Origin of the sequence: Streptomyces sp. NPDC006711 (assembly GCF_042869775.1) — a bacterium.
Taxonomy (GTDB): Bacteria; Actinomycetota; Actinomycetes; order Streptomycetales; family Streptomycetaceae; genus Streptomyces.
Window position 1 is genome coordinate 605992 of the sequence record NZ_JBIAGO010000003.1, and the last position, 21209, is coordinate 627200.

14 protein-coding genes are annotated in these 21209 nt (G+C 74.4%); 4 read left to right on the forward strand and 10 right to left on the reverse strand.

All coding sequences use genetic code 11. The features are described 5' to 3' along the window. Window positions 1-26 precede the first annotated feature (26 nt). The gene (locus tag ACFYM2_RS10450) at window positions 27-1583 is read left to right on the forward strand and encodes a lipase maturation factor family protein (protein WP_388835045.1); all 1557 of its coding nucleotides are present in this window, start codon (window positions 27-29) and stop codon (window positions 1581-1583) included. Here the strand turns inward: ACFYM2_RS10450 and ACFYM2_RS10455 are convergent. The 7 genes from ACFYM2_RS10455 to ACFYM2_RS10485 form a co-directional block, all read right to left on the reverse strand. Then, entirely contained in the window at window positions 1560-4463 is a 2904-nt protein-coding gene (locus ACFYM2_RS10455; protein WP_388835048.1) for a condensation domain-containing protein, read from the reverse strand. The genes ACFYM2_RS10450 and ACFYM2_RS10455 overlap by 24 nt on opposite strands. After that, the gene (locus tag ACFYM2_RS10460) at window positions 4453-6249 is read right to left on the reverse strand and encodes an amino acid adenylation domain-containing protein (protein ID WP_388835051.1); all 1797 of its coding nucleotides are present in this window, start codon (window positions 6247-6249) and stop codon (window positions 4453-4455) included. Before ACFYM2_RS10460 ends, ACFYM2_RS10455 begins: the two co-directional genes overlap by 11 nt. Before the next feature lie 45 nt (window positions 6250-6294). Further along, window positions 6295-8184, reverse strand: a complete 1890-nt coding sequence (locus tag ACFYM2_RS10465) for an amino acid adenylation domain-containing protein (protein ID WP_388835055.1) — start codon at window positions 8182-8184, stop codon at window positions 6295-6297. Beyond that, complete coding sequence (locus ACFYM2_RS10470; protein ID WP_388835058.1) at window positions 8184-11378, reverse strand: amino acid adenylation domain-containing protein; 3195 nt, start codon at window positions 11376-11378, stop codon at window positions 8184-8186. Before ACFYM2_RS10470 ends, ACFYM2_RS10465 begins: the two co-directional genes overlap by 1 nt. A gap of 164 nt (window positions 11379-11542) precedes the next feature. Beyond that, window positions 11543-12835, reverse strand: a complete 1293-nt coding sequence (locus ACFYM2_RS10475) for a non-ribosomal peptide synthetase (protein WP_388835061.1) — start codon at window positions 12833-12835, stop codon at window positions 11543-11545. Window positions 12836-12928: 93 nt separating this feature from the next. Beyond that, a complete protein-coding gene (locus ACFYM2_RS10480) occupies window positions 12929-14281 on the reverse strand; it encodes an MFS transporter (protein ID WP_388835064.1) in 1353 nt (450 codons plus the stop codon). Between the two features lie 309 nt (window positions 14282-14590). Beyond that, window positions 14591-15049: a DUF6299 family protein gene (locus ACFYM2_RS10485; protein WP_359006125.1), complete on the reverse strand. Its 459-nt coding sequence runs from the start codon at window positions 15047-15049 to the stop codon at window positions 14591-14593. Between the two features lie 334 nt (window positions 15050-15383). On the opposite strand from ACFYM2_RS10485, the gene ACFYM2_RS10490 reads away from it, so the two are divergent. After that, a complete protein-coding gene (locus tag ACFYM2_RS10490) occupies window positions 15384-16523 on the forward strand; it encodes a glutamate--cysteine ligase (protein ID WP_388459593.1) in 1140 nt (379 codons plus the stop codon). Window positions 16524-16689: 166 nt separating this feature from the next. After that, window positions 16690-17322 (forward strand): hypothetical protein, encoded by a 633-nt coding sequence (locus tag ACFYM2_RS10495; RefSeq protein WP_388835067.1) that lies wholly within the window; start codon window positions 16690-16692, stop codon window positions 17320-17322. A gap of 73 nt (window positions 17323-17395) precedes the next feature. On the opposite strand, the gene ACFYM2_RS10500 is transcribed toward ACFYM2_RS10495, so the two are convergent. From ACFYM2_RS10500 to ACFYM2_RS10510, 3 genes are all read right to left on the reverse strand, one after another. Next, window positions 17396-18097 (reverse strand): ribonuclease H, encoded by a 702-nt coding sequence (locus ACFYM2_RS10500; protein WP_388835071.1) that lies wholly within the window; start codon window positions 18095-18097, stop codon window positions 17396-17398. A gap of 55 nt (window positions 18098-18152) precedes the next feature. Next, complete coding sequence (locus ACFYM2_RS10505; protein WP_359006198.1) at window positions 18153-18599, reverse strand: lamin tail domain-containing protein; 447 nt, start codon at window positions 18597-18599, stop codon at window positions 18153-18155. A 292-nt stretch (window positions 18600-18891) separates the two neighbouring features. Next, window positions 18892-19935 (reverse strand): PHP domain-containing protein, encoded by a 1044-nt coding sequence (locus ACFYM2_RS10510; RefSeq protein ID WP_359006115.1) that lies wholly within the window; start codon window positions 19933-19935, stop codon window positions 18892-18894. Between the two features lie 208 nt (window positions 19936-20143). Here ACFYM2_RS10510 and ACFYM2_RS10515 point away from each other — a divergent pair, with 208 nt between their 5' ends. Beyond that, window positions 20144-21139, forward strand: coding sequence for a trypsin-like serine peptidase (locus ACFYM2_RS10515; protein ID WP_388835074.1), 996 nt, complete (start codon window positions 20144-20146; stop codon window positions 21137-21139). Window positions 21140-21209 lie beyond the last annotated feature (70 nt).

Sequence of the window (21209 nt, forward strand, 5' to 3'; positions counted from 1 at the left end):
CCCCGTCACCAGGAGGCGACCCGGCCGTGCAGTGGTTCTCCTCGTCGGCCTACTGGCTCGGCAGGCTCGTGTTCCAGCGTTCCCTCGCCGTCGTCTACGTGGTGGCGTTCCTGGTGGCGGCCCGGCAGTTCCGGGCCCTCATCGGGGAGCGCGGGATGCTGCCCGTGCCCGCCTTCGTCGAGCGCGTGCCCTTCCGCCGGGCCCCCAGCATCTTCCAACTGCGCTACTCGGACCGCTGGTTCGCCTCCTGCGCCTGGGCGGGGGCGCTGCTGGCGGCGGCCGTGGCGGCGGGTGCGGCCGACGCGTTGCCGCTCTGGGCGGCCATGGTGTGCTGGGCGGTGCTGTGGGCGCTGTACCTGTCCATCGTGAACGTGGGCCAGACCTGGTACGGCTTCGGCTGGGAGTCGCTTCTCCTGGAGGCGGGGTTCCTCGCCGTCTTCCTCGGCAACGACGACGTCGCCCCGCCGGTGATCGTGATGTGGCTCCTGCGCTGGGTGCTGTTCCGCGTCGAGTTCGGCGCCGGCCTGATCAAGATGCGCGGCGACCCCTGCTGGCGCGATCTGACCTGTCTGTACTACCACCACGAGACACAGCCGATGCCCGGGCCTCTGAGCTGGTTCTTCCACCATCTGCCCAAGCCTGTCCACCGCGTGGAGGTGGCGGCCAACCACGTCGTCCAACTCGTGGTCCCGCTGGCCCTGTTCACCCCGCAGCCGGTGGCGGGCATCGCGGCGCTCCTCGTCGTGTGCACCCAGCTGTGGCTCGTGCTCTCCGGCAACTTCGCCTGGCTGAACTGGCTGACCATCGTCCTGGCCGCCTCCGCCGTGGACGGCCCCCGCGTCGCGAACTCCCCCGCGTTGGCCCCGCCTCCGCTCTGGTACGAGAGCGTGGTCCTCCTGGCCGCCGCCCTCGTCCTGGCGCTGAGCTACCGCCCGGCCCGCAACCTCGTCTCGCGCGGGCAGCGCATGAACACCACGTACGAGCCGTTGCATCTGGTGAATTCGTACGGCGCGTTCGGCAGCGTCACGCGGATCCGGCACGAGGTGGTCGTCGAGGGCGCGGCGCACCGGGGGCCTCCCGGCGCACCGGAGCCCCCTCATCCGCCGCCCGGCCCCCACGAGGCGCAGTGGTACAAGCAGCGCGAGGGGCGGGGCCACCCGGTGCTGCGGCCGGCCGGCCAGGAGATCTCCCCCGACACCCCGTGGCGGGAGTACGAGTTCCGGGGCAAGCCGGGCGATCCGCGGCACTGGCCGCGCCAGTTCGCCCCCTTCCACCTGCGGCTGGACTGGCTGCTCTGGTTCGTCGCCCTCTCCCCCTCCTACGGGGCCGCCTGGTTCGACGGTTTCCTCCTGCGGCTGCTCCTGAACGACCGGGACACCCTGCGCCTCCTGCGCCGCAACCCCTTCCCCGACCGGCCCCCCGTCTACGTCAGGGCCCGGCTCTACCAGTACCGGTTCACGACCTGGCCCGAGCGGCGCGAGACCCGTGCCTGCTGGCACCGCACCTACCTGCGGGACCTGACACCGGTGGTGCGGCTGCGAGACCTGCCCGAGGGTGTGTCACTCACCGGACCCGGTGAGTGACGCGGTCTTCCCCCGTCCGGGCTCCTTGATCATCGAGGCGAGTACCGTGTGCAGGTCCTCGCCCGGCTCGGGCCGCAGCGCCGTGGCGAGGCGGTCCGCGCGGTAGTGCCAGCGGTGGTCGAGGTCCTGGTGCACCGTGTCGTCGAAGGTCACCGTGCTGTCGCTGCCGAGCAGTGCCATCAGCTCGGCGGTCAGGTCGGACCAGGCCACGTGGCCGCTCACGGCGTTGGCCACGCCGTGGACGGGGGCGTCGAGGCAGGCGGTCACGGCGCGGGCGAGCGCGGCGGCGTGCACCCAGGGCGCCCCGTACCAGTCGTGACCGCCGGCGCCGGGGGCGGGCAGGCTGATGGGGCTCCCGGCGAGAGCGGCCTGGTACAGCAACCCCGTGGCGCCCCAGCGCAGTTGGTCGCGCAGCCGGTCGTGGGCGCCCCACACGATGGGTGAGCGCACGGCGCTCGCGCCGCCACGGCCCTCGGTGCCGGCCGCGTGGAGCAGGAGTGCTTCGCAGTCGAGCTTGGCCTGTCCGTACGCGCTGAGCGGTGCCCGCGAGGATGATTCCTCGGCGACCCGCGCCGCCTCGGGGCGGCCATAGGCGTCCACGCTGCTGACGAACACGAACGGGCCGCCGCGCCAGGCGTCCACCATGGCCCGCATCGCCGCCACGTCCACCTCGGGACGGGTGAACGTGCACGCCGCGTGGATCACGGCGTCGGCGCCCTCGACGGCGCGGCGCAGGCTGTCCAGGTCACCGAGGTCGCCCTCGATCACCTCGACGCCGTCGCCGCCGACCAGGTGCGCGGACTCGGGCCGGGCCAGGGCGAGGACGGGCCGCCCCTGGGACGCCAGTTCGCGCAGGACGAACGCGCCGACGCCACCCGTGCCACCGGTCACCAGGACCGTGCCGGCCCGCGTCCGGCGCGGTCGCCCGGCCGACGCCGACTTCGACGCCGACGCCGCGACGGCGGCCGTCCGCTCCGCCGCGCGCGAGTCCAGCAGCGCCGCGATGGCGCGGGGTGTACGGGTCTGCATGATGTCCAGGCCGATCAGCGGCAGCGTGAGCGCGGAGCGCAGACGTTCGGCGAGCTGGACGGCGGCCAGGGAGTGACCGCCGAGCGCGAAGAAGTCGTCGTCCGGCTCCGGCCTGCGGTCCAGGAGCTGCGCGAAGGCGTCCGTGACCGCTTGGATGTGGCGGCCTTCCGGTGCCTCGGGGCGCGGCAGGGCCGGCAGCCGCGCGCTGTCCACGGCGCCGTCGGGCGTACGGGGCATCTCGTCCAGCAGTGTGACGGCGGCCGGGACGAGTTCGCGCCCGAGGACCCGGCGCAGATGCGCGCGGAGTTGTACGGGCGAGGGGCCGCCGGTGCGGCCAAGGACGGCGTAGGCGACGAGGGGGCCGCCGTGCGGGTCCGGTACGTACGCCTCGGCGACCTCGGGGTGGGCCAGGAGGCGGGCCTCGGCCGGGTGGCCGGTCTCCGGGGCCGGCTCGGCGCGGCGGCCGGGCAGCTGGGACAGCCGGAGCGCGGGGTCACCCGCGACGGCCGTGAGCAGGTCGGCGTAGGAGGCGGCGAGGGCGTCCCCGGTCCCCTCGTCGAGGGCGGCCCGCGCGTACTGGACGAGGCTCTGGGGGTGTTCCGTGTCCAGGATGCCGAGCGTGAGGTCGAACTTGGCCTCACCCAGGCCGACTTCGACGGGGCCCGCGTCAAGTCCCGGAAGGCGAAGGGCTGTCGGCTCGCCGACGATGTCGGTGGTGACGCGCACCAGGGCGGTGCCGTCGTCGCCCCGTGCCTGGGCGCCGAGCCGTTCGAGGATCAGGTCGAAGGGCACCACGCGGTGCTGCTGGGCGGCCAGGAGCGCGTCACGTACGCGCTCGACAAGTCCGGCGAAGTCGGGGTCGCCGGACAGGTCGACGCGGACCGGGAGCGTGTTGACGCACAGCCCCACCAGGCCGCGCATGGCCTGGCCCTCGCGGTGGGTGGCGGCGCAGCCGATGACGAGGTCCGTCTCGCCGGTGAGGCGGTGCAGCGCGGCGAACGCGGCGGCCAGACCCACCGTGAAGACGGTGGCGCGGCGCTCGCGTCCCAGGGCGCGCAGGGCCGGAAGGACCTGCTCGCCCAGGGCGGTGGTGCGGGTCGCCGCCGGGTGCTCGGCCACGTCCGGGGGCGGGGCGCTCGGCCGGGGCAGCCGGGGCGCGGTGGCTCCGGCGAGCGCGCGGGTCCAGTGCGCGAGGCCGTCCTCCAGCCGGGCGGCCCCCGCGTGCTCGCGGCGCGCGAAGTCCGCGTACTGCGGCGGCTCGGGCAGCTCGCCCGCGCGGCCGTCGAGCGCGGCGGCGTAGAGAGCGGCGAGCTCCCCCGCGACCGTCTCCAACGAGCCGCCGTCGATGGCTATGTGATGGAACGTCAGAAGGACGGTGTGGTCCTCGGGTCCGTGCCGCAGGACCAGGGCGCGCGGCAGGGTGTTCTCGGCCAGGTCGAACGGGCGGCGGGCCTCCTCGGCGAGGAGGTCGTCGCCGTTGCCCGGCGCGTCGAGGACGTTCACCGCGATACGGGCGGGCGCGGGGAGCGCTTCCTGGTAGGGCTCATCGCCGTCGCGCCCGTAGCGGGTGCGCAGGATGCCGTGCCGGCGTACGAGTTCGGTCAGGGCGGTGCTCAACGCGTCCAGGTCGAGCGGGCCGCGCAGCCGGGTGGCGAACGGCACGCTGTACTGGGCGCTGTTCTGCCCGAGCCGTTCCATCAGCCACATGCGGCGCTGGGCGTGGGTGAGCGGGGCCGGGCCCGGGTCGGGGGTGACCGCGGGCGCCGGGGTCTGGGGACGGCCGGCGGCGCGGGCGCGGGCCCTGCGCAGCAGCTCTTGCTGGAGGGCGGCGGCGGAGGTGTCAGTGGCCATCGGTGTCCTCGGGCGCGTCGGGGCGCAGATCGGTGTGGGCGGCGAGCAGGGCGCGCTCGACCAGGTCGGCGTGGCCCGCCACGGTGGGGGCGGTGAAGAAGTCGGCGAGGGACAGTTCGACGCCGAGCTCTTCGCGCAGGTCCTCGGCGACGACGAGGGCGAGCAGGGAGTGGCCGCCGAGGTCGAGGAAGTCGGCGTCGGGGCGGGTCACTTCGCAGCCGAGCGAGCGGCTCCACACCTCGGCGACGGCCCCCTGGAGCGGTGTCAGCGGTTCGGCGGCGCCGCCCACCTCGACCGCCGTGCCGAGCTCACCGAGCGCGCGGCGGTCCACCTTGCCGGAGCTGGTGAGCGGCAGGTGCTCGACGAAGGTCAGCTCGTCGGGGACCAGGTGGGCGGGCAGGACGGCGCCGAGCCGGGCGAGCAGGGCCTCGGCGCGGGGCACGGGGCCGGATCCCGCGACCACGAACGCGGCGAGGCGGGCGTCGTCGGGGGTGGGGCGGCGCACGGCGACAGCCGCGTCGTCGACCTCCGGCTGCTCGCGCAGGGCGTGCTCGATCTCGCCGGGCTCGATCCGGAAACCGCGCACCTTGACCTGGTCGTCCGTGCGGCCGTGGAAGTCAAGGGCACCGTCGGGGCGGGCCGAGACGAGGTCGCCGGTGCGGTAGAGGCGGCCGAGCACCGGGTGGTCGACGAAGCGCTCGGCGGTCAGGCCGGGCTGCCGGGTGTATCCGTGGGCCAGGCGGCTGCCGCCGACCCACAGTTCGCCGCGCGCGCCGTCGGCGACGGGCAGGCCCGCTTCGTCGAGGATGTGGGCGGTGGCGCCGGCGATGGGGCGGCCGATGGGCACGGGCCCGTCGCAGTCGCGGTCGCTGACGCGGTGGGCGGTGGCGAAGGTGGTCGTCTCGGTCGGGCCGTAGCCGTTGACGAGTTCGACCCAGGGGAAGGCGCGCAGGACGGCACGGGCGTGCTGCGCGGCCATCGCCTCGCCGCCCACGACCACGGTGCGCAGCAGCGCGAAGACGCGCGAGCGGCGCGCGGCGAGCTGGTGGAAGAGCGCGGTGGTGAAGAACGCCACGGTGACGCCCTGCCGCTCCACCACCTTGGCCAGGTCCTCGAACGAGGGGCGTTCGGTGGTGCACACGACGACGGCGGCGCCGTTGGCGAGCGCCGCCCACACCTCGAACGTCGAGCCGTCGAAGGTGGCGGGCGAGTGCAGCAGCACCCGGTCGCGCGCGGTGACGGTGACGTAGTCCGGATCGGTGACGAGTTCGGCTATGGCGCCGTGGCGCACGGCGACGCCCTTGGGGCGGCCCGTGGAGCCCGAGGTGAACATGACGAACGCGGTGCCGTCCGGGTCGGGGCCCTCGCCGCTCACCCCCGCTCCTTCAGCCGGCTGCTCGTCGTCGGGCAGGGCCAGGACCGCGCCCGGTGTCGCGGCCGCTTCGAGCAGCTTGCTGTCGCCGACGGTCAAGGTGGCGCCGGAGTCCTCCAGCATGGCCTCGGTACGGGGCCTTGGGTGGCCCGGGTCGAGGGGCACGCAGGCGGCGCCCGCCCACCACAGGGCGAGCTGGGCGACGACGGTCCGGGCCGAGCGGGGCATCAGGAGCGCCACGGAGTCGCCGGGGCGTACGCCCTGGTCGTGGAGGTGGGAGGCGAGGGCGCGGGCGCGCGAGACCAGCTGCGCGTACGTCAGGGTGGTGTCGCCGTCCGCCACGGCGAGGGCGTCGGGGGTGTGTTCGGCGTGCCGCGCCACCAGGGCGGGCAGGCCGGTCCGGGCCACGGTCACGGCCGTTTCCTTCCGGTCGTCGGGGAGGGGCCCGGGGTCCTCACGTCAGGACCCCGGGGTGCGCGCCGCCGTGCGGCGCTTGTCGAGTACGGCGGCGATGGCCCGCAGATCGGGCTGGCGCAGCAACTCCGTGGCGCGCAGACGTACTTGGGTCGCCTTCTCCAGGGCTTCGAGGAGGCGGGCCGCGAGCAGGGAGGTGCCGCCCGCGCCGGTGAAGTTGTCCTCAAGGGTGGTCTCGGGGCGCCCGAGCAGGTCGCGGACGGTGGCGAGCACGAGCCGTTCGTCGTCGGTCGCGTCCTTGGGCACGGCGGCCTCGGGGGCGGCAGCCGCGGGTGCCTGTTCGGCCTGCTTCAGGAGGGCCGCGCGGTCCACCTTGCCGTTGGCGTCGAGGGGGAAGGCGTCCACCATGCGCACCGTGGAGGGCACGGCCTGCTCGGGCAGCCAGGCCCGGACGCCGGCGAGGAGGTCGTCAGCGGCGGGCGCCGCGCCGGGCGCGGGAAGGATGTGGGCGACGAGCCGGGCGCGGCCCTCGGCGTCGCGCGGCGCGGTGACCACGGCGGTGCGGACGGCGGCGTCGTGCTCGAACGCGGCCTCGACCTCGGCCGGTTCGATCCGTACGCCGCTGATCTTGACCTGGTCGTCGAGGCGGCCGAGGAAGACCAGCCGGCCGTCCTCCAGCATGCGCACACGGTCGCCGGTGCGGTACACGCGGTCCAGGTCGGCGAGTTCGGCCGGCGGGGCGGTGAAGCGGCGGGCGGTGAGCTCGGGGTCCAGATAGCCAAGGGCCAGACAGCTTCCGCCGATGCGCAGTTCGCCCTCCTCGCCGCGCGCGAGGACGTTGCCCTCGGAGTCGGTGACGACGACGGTCGCGCCCGCGATCGGGGTGCCGATGGGCGGTGGGGCGTCGGTGTCCGCGTCGGGGTCGGTGGCCCGCATGGCGTGGGTGGTGGTGACCACGGTCGCTTCGGCGGGGCCGTAGGCGTTGTGGACGGTGGCGGTCACATCGGGCCCGGGGCGCCGGCGCATGCGGTCGCCGCCGACCATGAGGTGACGGAGCTTCAGGTCCTGCGGCCAGGGGCGGTCGAAGAGCGGTTCGATCATGGGGGTGGCCGCGACACATGCCGTCACCTGCGCCGCGCGCCACCAGTCGGTGAGCGCGGCCGGGTCCCAGCGGACCTCGTCGGGCGCGGGTATGAGGGCCGCGCCGCAGGTCAGACCGGACCACAGCTCAAGCAGATGGGGATCGAAGGCGACACCGATCAGCAGCGACTGGCGCCCGCCGGGAGCGAGCCCGGTCTCCTCGCGGTACCAGTCGAGGAGCGCGGCCAGGGCGGGCTCGGCGACGGTCACCGCCTTGGGGCGGCCGGTGGAGCCGGAGGTCAGTACGGCGTACAGGGCCTCGGGCGGCGCGGTGTGCGCGCCGGGCGCGGCCGAGGTGAAGGCGGCCACCACACTCGCGGCGGCGTTGGCGCCCGCACCGGAGACCGGCAACTCGGTTTGCTCGGACGCTTGGTGATGGTCTGCCAGGACCTCGGGGTCGCCGATGAGGCAGACGACGCCGATGTCCTCGGCAACCGCGGCGATCCGGCGCTCGCCGGGGCGGGGGCCGAGCGGCAGATACACCGCGCCGATGCGGGCCAGCGCGATCGCGGTGACCACGAGGGCGGCCGAGCGGTCCAGGCAGACGCCGACGACGTCCCCGGGGCGCACGCGCCCGGTCAGGGCCTTCGCGACCGCGTCGGCCGCCTCGTCGAGCTGGGCGTAGGTCCAGCGGTGCTCGCCGTCGATCACCGCGGGGGCGCCGGGCGAGCGGCGTACCCACTCCTCGTAGCGCGCCAGGACTGTGGTGGAGCCGGCGAGGGGGGCGCCGCGCAGGATGCTCGGGGCGGCGCCGGAGGCGGCCTGGACCTGAGGGTCCGTCAACTGCTGGGTCATCACGACTCCTTCGGCGTGGCGAGGGCGGGGGCGGGGATGGCGGCGAGGGCGCGGGCCTGGTCGGCAAGGACCGGGTGCTGGAAGAGCAGCCGCAGCGAGGGGCGCTCACCGAGCCGGGGCTCCAGCCAGGCCGCGAGCTGCGCGGCGAGCAGCGAGTGGCCGCCGACGCGGAAGAAGTGCGAGCTCTCCTCGAAGCGGTCGTGTCCGAGCACTTCGCGCCAGCCCTCGGCGAGCAGCACGACGGCCGGGTCGTCGGACGCGGCGGGGTCCGTCATCGGGGCCGCTTCCTCGGCGGGCGCCTCGGGCGCGGACTCGGCCGCGAGCCGGGCCAGTGCCACCCGGTTCGGCTTGCCGCCGGCCAGGGTCGGCATGGCGTCGAGCAGCACCCAGCGGGCGGGCACCAGGGCGCCCGGCAGGCGGCGGCTCAGCTCGGTGTGCAGCGCCTGCTCGTCCCACTCCTCGACCTCGTCGGCGCGCTCGCGGAAGGCGACGAGGCGGGGACCGCCGGCGTTGTCGCGGTCCAGGACGACGGCGCAGGAGCGGCCGCCGAGCGCGGCCGACGCGGCGGCCTCGACCTCTTCGAGTTCGATGCGGTAGCCGCGCAGCTTGATCTGGTTGTCACGGCGGCCGAGGAAGCGCAGCAGCCCGTCCTCGCCGCGGTAGCCGAGGTCGCCGGTGAGGTAGACGCGTTCGCCGCCGAGGGCGTCGACGGTGACGAAGCGGGCCCCGGTGGCCTCGGCGTTGCCGACGTAACCCTCGGCAAGTCCGGCTCCCGCTATGGCCAGTTCACCGACCGCGCCGGTGGGCAGCGGCCGCAGCGCCTCGTCCAGGACGTGGATCCGCTCGCCGGGCAGCTCGGCGCCGAGCGGGATCTCGGCCCCCTCGGCCAGGCTGTCGCGGGTGATCTCGTACACGGTGGAGCTGATGGCCGCCTCGGTCACGCCGTAGACGTTGAGCACGCTGAAGGCAGGGCCCGCCTCGGCGTGGGCGTCGGTGTCGGCGAAGAAGGCGCGCATCACATCGGCCGGGATGCGCTCACCACCGAGGACGATCAGGCGCGGCGCCCAGCGGCCCTCGGTGAGCACCGCAAGCAGGTCCTGGCGGGTGGCGAGGAAGTAACTGGTGGGCAGGTTGGCCACGGTGACGCGGGCGGCGGCGAGCAGCCGCGCGAGTTCGCCGCCGGTCGGCACGTCCTGCTCGGGCACGACCAGGCACGCGCCCGCGTACAGCGAGGGCAGCACCTCTTCGAGGGCGACGTCGAAGGACGGCTGGGCGAACAGGAGCACCCGGTCGCCGGCCGCGAGCTCGAACCGCCGCGCGGCCCCGGTCAGATGGTTGACCAGCGCGTCCCGGCCGACCGCGACGGCCTTGGGTATGCCGGTCGAACCGGACGTGTGGATGATGTACGCCGCGCCGGCCACGACGTCCGCAGCGCGGGCGGCCGGCAGGACCGGAGCGTCGAGGTTCGCGCTCGGCAGGCCGTCGGGCACGGACACCGAGGCGCCCGGGGCGGTGAGGACGAGCGCGGGCGCGAGCCGGCCGAGCAGCAGCTCAAGACGGGCCGGCGGGTCGGACGGCGACAGCGGGCAGTACACCGCGCCGGTGCGCAGGCAGGCCAGCAGCGCCACCACGGAGTCGGCGCCGCGCGGCAGCACCGCGGCGACGGGCTGTCCGGCGGTGACGCCCGCCGTGCGCATCCGTTCGGCGAGCGAGGTGACCTGGGCGTCGAGTTCGCCGTAGGTGACCCTGCGGGCCCCGATCAGGAGGGCGGGCAGCGCGGGGTCCTGGGCGGCGGCCGGGTCGAGCGGGTCGCCCTCCCCCGTCACGGGCACCCTGGGCGCCGCCTCTTGGGGCGTGGCGGGGAGCGCGAGGTCGGCGAGCGCGGTGGAGGGCGCGTCGAGGTAGGCGCGCAGCAGGTCAAGGAAGCGCTCGGCGAGCAGCTTGGCCACGTCCTCGCCGAAGAGGTCGGCGTCGTAGTCCCACACCAGGGTCATGCCGGGCGCGCCGTGGCGCAGGCTCACCCCGCGCCGGTCGTCGGGCAGCAGCACCACGTCGAGGTCGAAGCGGGTGGTGCCGGTGTTGAACCCCTCGAACAGGGTGATCTCCAGGCCGGGCACGTCGAGTTCGGGCAGCGGCGCGTCGTGGGCGCTGAACATCACGCTGAACAGCGGGTTGTCCGCGCCCGATGTGTGCAGGCCGAGGGTCCGGGTCAGCTCCTGGACCGGCACCTCCTGGTGCGGCAGCGCCCGGATGAGGGTGTCGGTCACCTCGTCCATGGTGTCCTCGGCGCTCGCGCCGGGGTCGAGGTCGAGCCGCAGCGGGATGGTGTTGACGAACATGCCCACCGCGTCCTCGTAGCCGCGCGGGCGGTTGCCGACGGCGGTCCCCACCACCATCTGGCTGCGTCCGCTGTGGCGGCGAAGGAGTTCGGCGAAGAGCCCGAGCAGGGTGGCGAAGGGGGTGAGACCGCGTTCGCGGGTGTGGGCGCGCAGCCGCTCCGCGAGGTCGGCGCCGATCGACTGGCGCAGCTGGCCGCCGTGGTGGCGCCGCCGCGCGCCGGGCCGGGCGAGGCCGGGCAGCGGCATGTCGTACGAGGCGTCGCGCAGGGTGGTCGACCAGTACGCGAGGCTGGCGCTCAGCTCCTCGGCGCGGATGTCGCCGGCCCGGGCGCGTACGTGGTCGGCGTACGAGCTGGCCTCGGGCAACTCGATTGCCTCGCCCCGCACTTGGGCGCTGTAGACGCTGAAGACGTCGTTCAGGAGGATGGCGAACGAGTGGCCGTCGTGGATGAGATGGTGCTCGACGTGGATGAGCCGGTGCTGGTCGTCGGCGAGCTTGACCAGGGTCCAGCGCAGCAGGGGCGCGTCGAAGGTGTCGAGGGGGGTCTCGGCCTCGGTGCGCAGCAGCTTCTCGAAGGCGGCCTCGGGGTCGGCCTCCCAGGTGATGTCCACGGTGCGCAGCCGGGGCAGGCAGACGTCGGCGACGCGCTGGCCGGGCATGGCGCCCGGCACGGGCACGAGTTCCAGGCGCAGGCCGGGGTGGCGGGCGAGGGTGGCCGCGAGACCGCTGCGCAGCGCGTCGACGTCGAGGGTGCCCCACAGGTCGAGCGAGGCGGTGAAGTTGTAGGCGCGGCTGCCCGGCTGCACTTGCTCGTGCAGCCAGACGATCTCCTGCGAGGAGGAGAGGGGGAGCATGGGCGATCCCTTGGGTTGTCGGGTCGGGTGGCGCGGGGCGCGGTGGTGCGCCCGCGCGGGGTTGCGCCGGCCGGTCCGCGGATCGCGCGGCCGCCCGGATGCGGGGGTCGGTCAGGACGTACGCGCTCGTGCGGAGCGGGGTGTGTCGCGTCCGGGGTGCGGGGTCAGTGGACGGGGGCGTCGGCGGGCAGGGCCGCGCACAGCGCCGCGAACGCGTCCTCGGCGGCGGCGTCGTCCAGGACCGTGCGGTCCCAGACCATGCGCAGGTCGAGTTCGGGTCCTTGGGTGGCGGAGACGGCGAAGGGGGCGCGGACCTGGCGGCCGTCGATGTGGATCTCGCGTCCCGCCGTCCCGCCGAGGCGCAGGGGCGTGCGGTGGGCGGCGTCGTCCACGGTGAGCAGCCCGTCGAGCCGGCCCGACCAGGCGGAGCCGCCGGCCCGTGCCGCCCGCACCACTTCGTCGAAGGGCGTGTCGGCCCGGTCCAGGTCGTCCCACCACTGCGTCTCGGTCACCTCGGGCGCCGGGGTGGCATGGGTGCCGGCGGGGAAGACCACGGTGTTCAGGAAGCAGCCGAGGACGGGTTCGGCGCCGGCCGGGCGGCCGCCCCAGGGGTATCCGATGGGCGCGACCGAGCCGGTTCCGTACAGGGTCGCGGCCGCCGCCCGGCACGCGTCGAGCAGCGCGGGGAAGGGCACGCCGCCTTCGGGTGAGGGCAGCTTCGACGCGGCGGCGCCCGTGGGCAGCCCGTCGCTCACGCGGCGCGTTCCCGGCAGCGGGGCCCGCTCACGGGCCGGGCGCAGCCGCTCGCCCCAGTAGGCCAGGGCGCGCGGGGAGGCGGCGCGGTCCTCGGCGTCGAGCTGGCGCAGGACGGCGTCCTTGTAGGCGGCGAGTTCGGCGGCCGCGTCCGAAGGCGCGAGGTCCTGGGGGCCCAGGCGGTCGCGGTAGGCGGCGCCGAGTTCCGCCACGACGCGGGCCAGGGACTGGCCGTCGCACGCGGTGTGGTCCAGGACCACGGCCAGCAGCTCCTCGTCGGCGCCCGGGCCGTCGGCGGCCAAGTACAGGCGCAGCGGCGGGCCCTGGGTGGTCCAGGCGGCCAGCGTGCGGCGCAGCGCGTCCCGCGCGTCCTCGCCGGGCGCGGGGCTGACGTGCTCCAGGGGTATGTCCGCGGGCCCGGGCCGCAGCACGGGTGTGCCCCGTACGACGCCGGCCTGCGAGCGCAGGGCGGGGTGGCGGGCGGCGAGGTGGCCGGCGGCGGCGCGCAGCCTGGGCCCGTCGACGGTGCCGCGCGGGAAGGCGAAGAACATCGGCACGATGTCGGCGCGGCCGGCCGGGTCCAGGGAGCGCACGAGCAGGAAGCGCCGCTGGGCCCCGGTGGCGGGCAGCAGTCCCGCGGCCGCCTCACTCGCGTCGAGGCGCTGGTAGCGGGCGAGGTACTGGCCCGTGATGCTGGGGAGCACGTGGTCCTCTCTCGGGGTCGGGGACTCTGATGGACGGGCGGTGCGGGGGTCAACTGGCGCCCGAGCGAGGCGGGTTGACATGGAGACTCGCGGTCAGGCGACGGGGACGCTCTCGTCCTGGCCGGGGGTGACGTCCTGGCCGGGGGCGGCGCCCTGGCGAGGATCGGTGGTGTCCCGCGCGTCGTCGTCCACGGCGTGGGCGGGCGCGGGAAGGTCGCGCATCCGGCGCAGCGGCGAGAGCAGCAGGGGCAGCGGTACGACGAGGAAGCCGGCCGCGCAGATCCACAGGGCCGCGCGGGCGCCGAACGCGTCGGCCACGGCGCCGCCGACGAGCGCGCCCAGCGGCAGCGTGCCCCACATGACGAAGCGCAGGGTCGCGTTCATCCGCCCCAGCAGGCGCGGCGGGCACAGGGTCTGACGGAAGCTCACCTGCGCGACGTTGTAGACGACGGCGCCGAAGAAGACCACCGCCGAGCCGAGCGCGAACAGGGCCGCCCCCGCGCCCTTGCCCGACAGCGGCCACAGCAGGGCGAACGGTCCGCTGACCAGGGCCGACAGCCAGATCAGACGGGCCTGGCCGAAGCGGGCGGCGAGCCGACCCGCGCTCAGCGCCCCGGCGAGTCCGCCGACGGCCGACGCCGAGAGCATCACACCGACGGCGGCTGGCTGAAGGCCGAGGACACGGACCAGGAAGATGGTCTGGGTGGCCATGAGGACGGCGGTGAAGAAGTTGCCGAGCCCCGTCGTGCCCGCGATGACGCGCAGCAGCGGGTGGCCGAGCACGAAGCGCAGGCCCTCGGCGACCTCCTTGCGCAAGGACGCCCCGGGCACTGCCTCGGGCTTGGCCTCGGGCCTGCGGATGGCCAGCAGGAACACGGCGGAGAGGGCGTAGCCGACGGCGTCGGCGACGATCGCCAGGTGCGCCCCCACGAGCTGGACGAGTCCGCCGCCGAGGCCGGGCCCTGCCACCTGCGCCGAGGAACGCACCGTCTCGAGCGCGCCGTTTCCCGCCACCAGCTGTTCCCTGGGCAGGAGTTGGGGCAGATAGCTCTGGTGGGCCACGTCGAAGAAGACGGTCGCCACCCCGGTGACCAGGGCGACGACGTACAGCTGCGCCATGCTCAGCGCGCCCGCCGCTGCGGCGAGCGGGACGCTCGCCATGGCCAGGCAGCGGACCACGTCGGCGCGGATCATCAGCGACAGCTTGCGCATCCGGTCGACCCAGGCGCCCGCCGGCAGCCCGATGAGCAGGAACGCGGCGGTCTCGGCGGCGGTGAGCAGTCCCACCTGGAAGGCGGGTGCCTTGAGTTCGAGCACGGCCACCAAAGGCAGGGCGACCAGCGTGACTTGGGCACCGGCCTGCCCGGCCGCGGCTCCGGCGAGCAGGAAGCGGAAATCGCGCATGCGGAGCAGACCGTGGGGAGCGGCCCGGGACGAAGGGGACATGCACGAGACCTTCACCGCGTACCGATCAGTAGTCAAAAGAAACGGGACAGTTTCGGTCGTTTCTTGGGCCATTCTGACTCTCGATCAAGAAAATCGTAGGCCAGATCCGGGCAACGGCCGCATGAATCGCAGGCGTTGAGGCACGAAGGCAGAGGACTTCTCGCCCGGCGGGGCGAGCGATTCCCGGGGGCGGCAGGCCCTCACACCCCTTGAATGCAGGTATGTCCGAAACTCACCGCCCCCACACTTGCGGAAGGAACCAGATCCCCGCTCACACGTCGGGGGTGGTGGGCCCGCCCGGGCGCCCCGTCAGGCCTGGGCCGCCCCGAGGTCGAGGCTGTGCCGGTCGGTGGCGAGGACGTAGGGCACAAGCGGCAGGAACCCGATGCCCCGGTCCAGCCGCGCGAGCGTCGCCACGACCTCGGTCGCCTGCGGCTTCGCCGTCTGGCCCAGGGCCATCCTTCCGTGGTTGGTCCACGTGTGCGTGGCGCCGTCGCACGTGGCCACCGTCCCGCCGATGCCGTACTGCACGGAGCCCTTCACCACCGAGCTCGACACGACGACCGGACGCCCGTTCGCGGGCGGCGAGCAACGGTAGGTGCCCGAGAGCGTGACGGTGCCGTCCTTGGCGACCGTCCCGGTCGCGTTGGCGGTCACGGTGTCCGAAGAGGCCGCGGGGTCCGAGGCGGCGACGGCCGGGCCCGGGGCCACGGCGAGAAGGGCGCCGGCGGCGGCGACGGCCCCGGCGGTGACAAGACGTACGCGCATTGGCAGATCACTCCTGTGTCCCTGCGTTCCGGTGGAAGGTGCCGGGGTGGCGCAGTCCACACCCGCACTCGCGCCAAGCAATACCGCCCAGCGGTCCGCCACCCGGGGATTCCCCCCGGTCGGCGGCGTGTCCGCCAACGTCACCGCCGTGCCGCGCGGGACGGGGGATGCGCCTGCACACCGCTGGGACCGAGGCGCGAGGGGCCGCCCACGCATGACCGAAAGAGGGCCCCCGCACCGGCGACCGCGCGCGCCACCGGGCGGGCATGCTGGTTCTCCGGCCGATTTCGCGGGCCGTTCGTCGGGGGCCACAGGACACGATGGGAGCGTCAATTTGCGCACCGTGGGCGTGGAAGAGGAACTGCTCCTGGTCGACCCGGACACCGGAGTGCCGAGTGCCCTGGCGTCGGAGGTGCTGGCCCGACTTGCCAAGTGGGGCGACGAGGAGAGCGGGGCGCCGCCGCACGCGTTCGCCCGTGAACTGCAAGGACAGCAGCTGGAGTTCGGCACGCGGCCGCACACCGACATGGACGCGCTCGGCGCCGAGGTGGTGCGCCGGCGCCGCGCGGTGGCCCGCCACGCACGTGAGGCGGGAGCCTCGGTCGTCGCGCTTGCCACCTCGGTGCTGCCCGTCCGGCCCGCCGTCAACGCCGGCGTCCGCTACCAATGGATGGAGCAGCAGTTCGGTCTCACCACCCAAGAACAGCTCACCTGCGGATGCCATGTGCATGTGTCAGTGGCATCGGACGACGAGGGCGTCGCGGTCGTGGACCGGATCCAGCCGTGGCTGCCCGTCCTGACCGCACTGAGCGGGAACTCACCGTACTGGCACGGCAGGGACACCTTGTACAGCAGTTACCGCAGCCGGGTGTGGGGTCGGTGGCCCATGTCGGGACCCACCCCCGTCTTCGGTTCCGCCGAGCGCTACCACGCCCAGGTCGACGCCATGGTGACCAGTGGGGTGGTACGTGACAGAGGCATGATCTACTTCGACGCCCGGCTCTCCCACCGCTATCCCACCGTGGAGATACGCGTCGCGGATGTCTGTCTCGAGGCCACCACCACCCGGCTCGTCGCGTGTCTGTCACGTGCGTTGGTGGACACCGCCGCACGGGACTGGAAGGAAGGACGCGGACCGCTGGGACACGGGGTGAACCTGCTGCGGCTCGCCGCCTGGCAGGGGGCGCGCTCGGGGCTCGACGGCGAGCTGCTGCACCCGCTGACCATGCTGCCGCGCCCCGCACCCGTCGTCGTGTACGCGCTGCTCGACCACGTCCGGGAGGCACTTGAGGACACCGGCGACCTCGCCTGGGCCCGCCGGGCGATGGCGGATCTGCTCGCCCGCGGCAATGGCGCCCGCCTCCAGCGCGCCCTGTTCGCCCGCACCGGAAGCCTCAGCGGTGTGGTCGCGGGATGTGTGCGCCGCACCCTGGGTGAGCGCGAACCGAGGTACCCGGCACCGGAGCGGACGTGACCCTCACGGCGGGGTGAGACATCACTCGATGGGGTGTCATGGCCATGGGTCCATGCGGGCGTACGCACCTGAGCGGTCTCATCTGGTGTGAAGTGGGTGCCGCACACAGTGGAGACGCGTAACATCCGGCAGCAATCACGTACGCACACATCTCGGAGGTACCCCCGTGCCGGACAGCACCACGCTCCAGTCCCAGTACGCCGCCCAGATCCAGAGCGACCTCGACAGCAACGTCGCCGAACGCGAACAGATCGCCGCCCAGATCAGCGCGCTCCAGGAGCAGTTGAGCACCCTGGAGAACAACCACGCCCTGCTCGCGTCCATGAGCCAGGCGATCGGCGGCACGGCGGCGCCCGCGTCCCGCAAGAAGTCCAAGAAGGCCGCGTCCGCCCCCACGCCGAAGGTGCCGCAGGCCCGCACCGCGCCGAAGTCCGCCGCCCGCGCCACCAAGTCCGTCAAGAAGCAGGGCAGGACCGCCGCGAGGACGAAGGCGGCCGGCGCCACCACCACGCTGCGCGACCTCGTCGCGGCCCACCTCACCCAGACCGGCGAGCCGCGCTCGGCCGCCGAGATCACGGCCGCCCTCACCGAGGCACACCCGGGCCGCACCATCGCCGGCACCGTGGTGCGCAACACCCTCGAAAACCTCGTGGCCAAGGGCGAGGCGCAGCGCACCCGGCAGAACCGCTCCGTGTTCTACACGGCGCCCGACGCCACCGCCGCCGGCGCGTCCGCCCCCGCCGCCGACGCCGACGTCAAGAAGGAGGCGGACGCGGTCACCCCCGCGGCCACCAGCTGACCGGTGCGAGGTGCCGGTGCGTCCGGCACATGCGCGCTCACCGACCGGAGAGGTGACATGGCAGCCCCGTGCCTCACGCCACAGGGCTGCAGTCCGGGTGACCCCAGCCCTCTTCGCGCTTCATGATGGGAGTGCCGGCCGCATACGGTTTGCCGCAGGGGCAGCGGCCGGGGAACTTCGCCTTGATGGTGCGGGGCGTCCCCGACGAGGCCGGGCGCGCCTTGCCGGCCTGCTTGCGCGCGGTGGCGGGCCTGGCGCGCGTCGCGGTGGCCCTGGTCGGCGCCGGTACGGGCGGCTCCTGGTCACCGAGCGCGGTACCGGCGGCCCGCTGCGAGGCGGCCGCGTCACTCGCGGCCTGGTCCGCGATGGCGTTCAGCGGGTCACCGCCGACCTGGTGCGCGGGCACATGGACGAACTCCACATCCCGCTCGGTCAGCAACTCGTCGATGCGCTCGACGAGTTCACGGTTGGCGACCGGCTTGCCCGCGGAGGTCTTCCAGCCGTTGCGCTTCCATCCCGGCAGCCACTGGGTGACCGCCTTCATGGCGTACTGGGAGTCCATCCGCACCTGCATCCGGGTGCCCGCGTCGACGGCCTCCAGCAACTGTTCGAGCGCGGTGAGCTCGCCCACGTTGTTGGTGGCGGTGCCGAGCGGCCCCGCTCCCCAGCGCTCCGGCCGCCCCTGCTCGTCGGCGATGACCCAGCCCCAGCCGGCGGGGCCGGGGTTGCCCTTGGACGCCCCATCACATGCGGCGACAACAACACGTTCAGACATCGCGCCATCATCCCACCCACCTGCCCCGCACCCGAAATCCCGCCCGCGCCCGCGCTCAGCGGCGGCCCCAGGACTTGGAGGCGACGAGGTGACCGCGGTTGTCGCGCAGGGTGGCGGTGTCGCCACCGTTGTCCCACACGTAGGAGCGGCGGTTCTGGTACACGTCGGTCCGCACGTTGTGGCCGATGCCGGTGTGGACACGTACGGAGGCGCGGCCGGCGAGTGTGAAGCCACCGAAGGTGCAGGTGTGGTGCTGGCGGTCGGTGAGCGTCCACCCCCGCAGGCTGACGGAGGCGCGGCCGGTGTTGGTGACGGTGACCCACTCGGCGTTGAGGCTGCGCTGCGAGCCGTCGTCCTTGCCGGGGCTGTCGTACTGGATTGCGCCGAAGGTGACCGGCGAGCGCGGTGCGGCGGCGGCCGCGGTGGGCAGCGCGGTCACGGCGGCCAGGGCCGCGCCCGTGGCCAGGACGGCGAAGGTGCGGGATATCGAGCGTGCGAACATGGAAACCCCCAGTTCAGGACGGGTGAGCAGCGTGCCGCTCGCCCGCCCGGACGGTGCGTCGGTCCGGGTCATGTGACGGCTGGACATCCACACTGTGGACCTCGTCGGAACCGGAGGAGACGGATAGTTCAACGCGTAACAGAACGCGGACATCGACACACCGTCAGATTCCCCGGCTCACACGCCCCCGCGTACGCCCGCCCCTGCGAGCCCACCGCACAGGGCCCGCACAGGCTGAGATGCCAGGGGCCTGCCAGAGGCGAGGGTCAGGGCGGTGGGGGTCCGGCGGCGCTCAGTCGGGGGCGGGGGCCGGGATGCTGCGGTCGCGCGTCCAGGACAGCAGGTCCTCCAGGGGCCAGGCGGTGACGACCCGTTCCTGCGGGACGCCGCACTCCTCGGCCCGGGCGCAGCCGTAGATCTGCCAGTCGAGCTGTCCGGGGGCGTGCGCGTCGGTGTCGATGGAGAACAGCACGCCCGCCTCGACCGCGCGGGTCAGCAGCCGGCGCGGCGGGTCGAGGCGTTCGGGCCGGCTGTTGATCTCGACGGCGGTCCCCGCGTCGGCGCACGCGGCGAACACCGCGTCGGCGTCGAACTGGGACTCCGGCCGGCCACGGCCGGCCACCAGACGCCCGGTGCAGTGTCCCAGGACGTCCGCGAGCGGGTTGCTCACGGCGGCGACCAGGCGCCGCGTCATCGCGTCCGCGTCCATGCGGAGCTTGGAGTGGACCGAGACCACCACGACGTCCAGCTGGTCGAGGAGTTCGTCCTCCTGGTCGAGCGAACCGTCGTCGAGGATGTCGCACTCGATGCCGGTGAGCAGCCTGAACGGTGCCCAGCGCGCGTTGAGCGCGGCCACCACGTCCAGCTGGCGGCGCAGCCGCTCGGCGCTCAGACCGTTCGCGACGGTGAGCCGGGGCGAGTGGTCGGTGAGTACGGCCCACTCGTGCCCCAGTTCGGCGGCGGCGCGGCCCATGTCCTCGATGGGGCTGCCGCCGTCGGACCAGTCGGAGTGCAGATGGCAGTCACCGCGCAGCGCGGCACGCAGCCGCTCGCCGCCCACGGCGAGTGGCGCCGCCGCCTCGAGCTCCGCCTCGAGGCGCTGGAGGTAGCCCGGCACCTCGCCCGCCAGCGCCTCGCGCACCACACGCGCGGTCTTCGGGCCGATCCCCTTGACCGCCTCCAGCTGCCCGCCCACCGCGGCGCGCGCGGCGAGTTCGTCCCGCGCAAGCTCCTGGACCGCGTCGGCCGCGGTACGGAAGGCACGGACGCGGTAGGTGGCCTCCCGCTTGCGTTCGAGCAGGAAGGCGATCCGCTTCAGGGCCGACACGGGATCCATGGACACCTCCGGTGCGGCGCCGCGCGGGCGCCTATGCGGACGGGATCGGCGCGCGCCCCTGCCGGGCCCCGCCCTCCCAGCTTCCCTCAGGCCCGGCCCGCCCGCAGCCGCGCGGGGCGGGCGCGGTCCGTTCCGGTTGCGCGTGCGCCCCGCCGCCGTGTCGGCGCGGCCGCCACCGGAGGCCGGCCCTAGCCTCGCCAGAGTGGTCATGCGAAAAGATGGGCGGCGGGCCGGGCCCCGGAGGGTGTGGGCGGGTGGCGCGCTCCTCGCGGCGGCCGTCATCACGCTGCTGGCCGGGCTCTGGACGATTCCGCGCCCCTCCCCCGCCGCGCCACCCACCGAGCCGGCCGTATCCACTCCCGCGCCGGACGCCTCGGCGCGCGCCGCCACGCGGCCCCACGCCGGCTCCGCCGCCCACACCGGCCCGCCCGCCCGCACCGGGGCCGACACCGCGGACTACCGCCGCGTCCACCCCGCGGTGCCGAGGGACTGTGCCGCGACGCGCCGCCGCCCCGAGCCCCACGATCTGGTGCCCTCGTGCTCGTATCCCGTGGTGGGGGTCTTCGAGTGGCCCGGCGGACGAAGGACGTGCACGGCCGCCGTCGTGGACAGCGGGAACGGCGATCTGCTGGTGACGGCGGCGCACTGCCTGCCGTTGGACGGCGCGGTGTTCGTGCCCGGCCACCACGACGGCGTCGCTCCGCTGGGCAGGTGGCCGGTGGTCGCGGCGCTGGCCGACCCCCGGTTCACCACGGCGCGCCAGGGGGCCGAGCACTGGCCCTACGACTGGGCCTTCGTGCGGGTGGCGCGGGTCGGGGGAAAGAGCGTCCAGGAGGCGGTGGGTTCGGCCTTCCACGTGCCGCCGCACCCGGAGGAACTGCCGGCCGATCTCGACCGGGTCACGCTGATCGGCCACCCGCACAACCGGCCGGGCCAGCACGTCTGCACGGTGGACTCCGCGCCCGCCTACGGCGCCTTCCGGCAGGCGCGCTGCGCGGGGTTCTCCAGCGGGGTGTCGGGCAGCCCGTGGGTGATCTCGGCGCAGGAGGGCGACGGCATCGTGGTCGGGGTGCTCGGCGGCGCCGAGCACGGCGGCGGTTTCCTTTCCGACGTCTCCTACACCGCGCGCTTCGACGCGGGAGTCACCGCGCTCTTCGAGCAGGCGCAGGGGGTCGGGACCCAATCCGCCCACCCTGCCCCCTGAGTACCTGACGTCACATCAACTCGCTCTCGCCCGAGGCTTATTGGGGAATGCCCGCATGACCGGGCCGCCC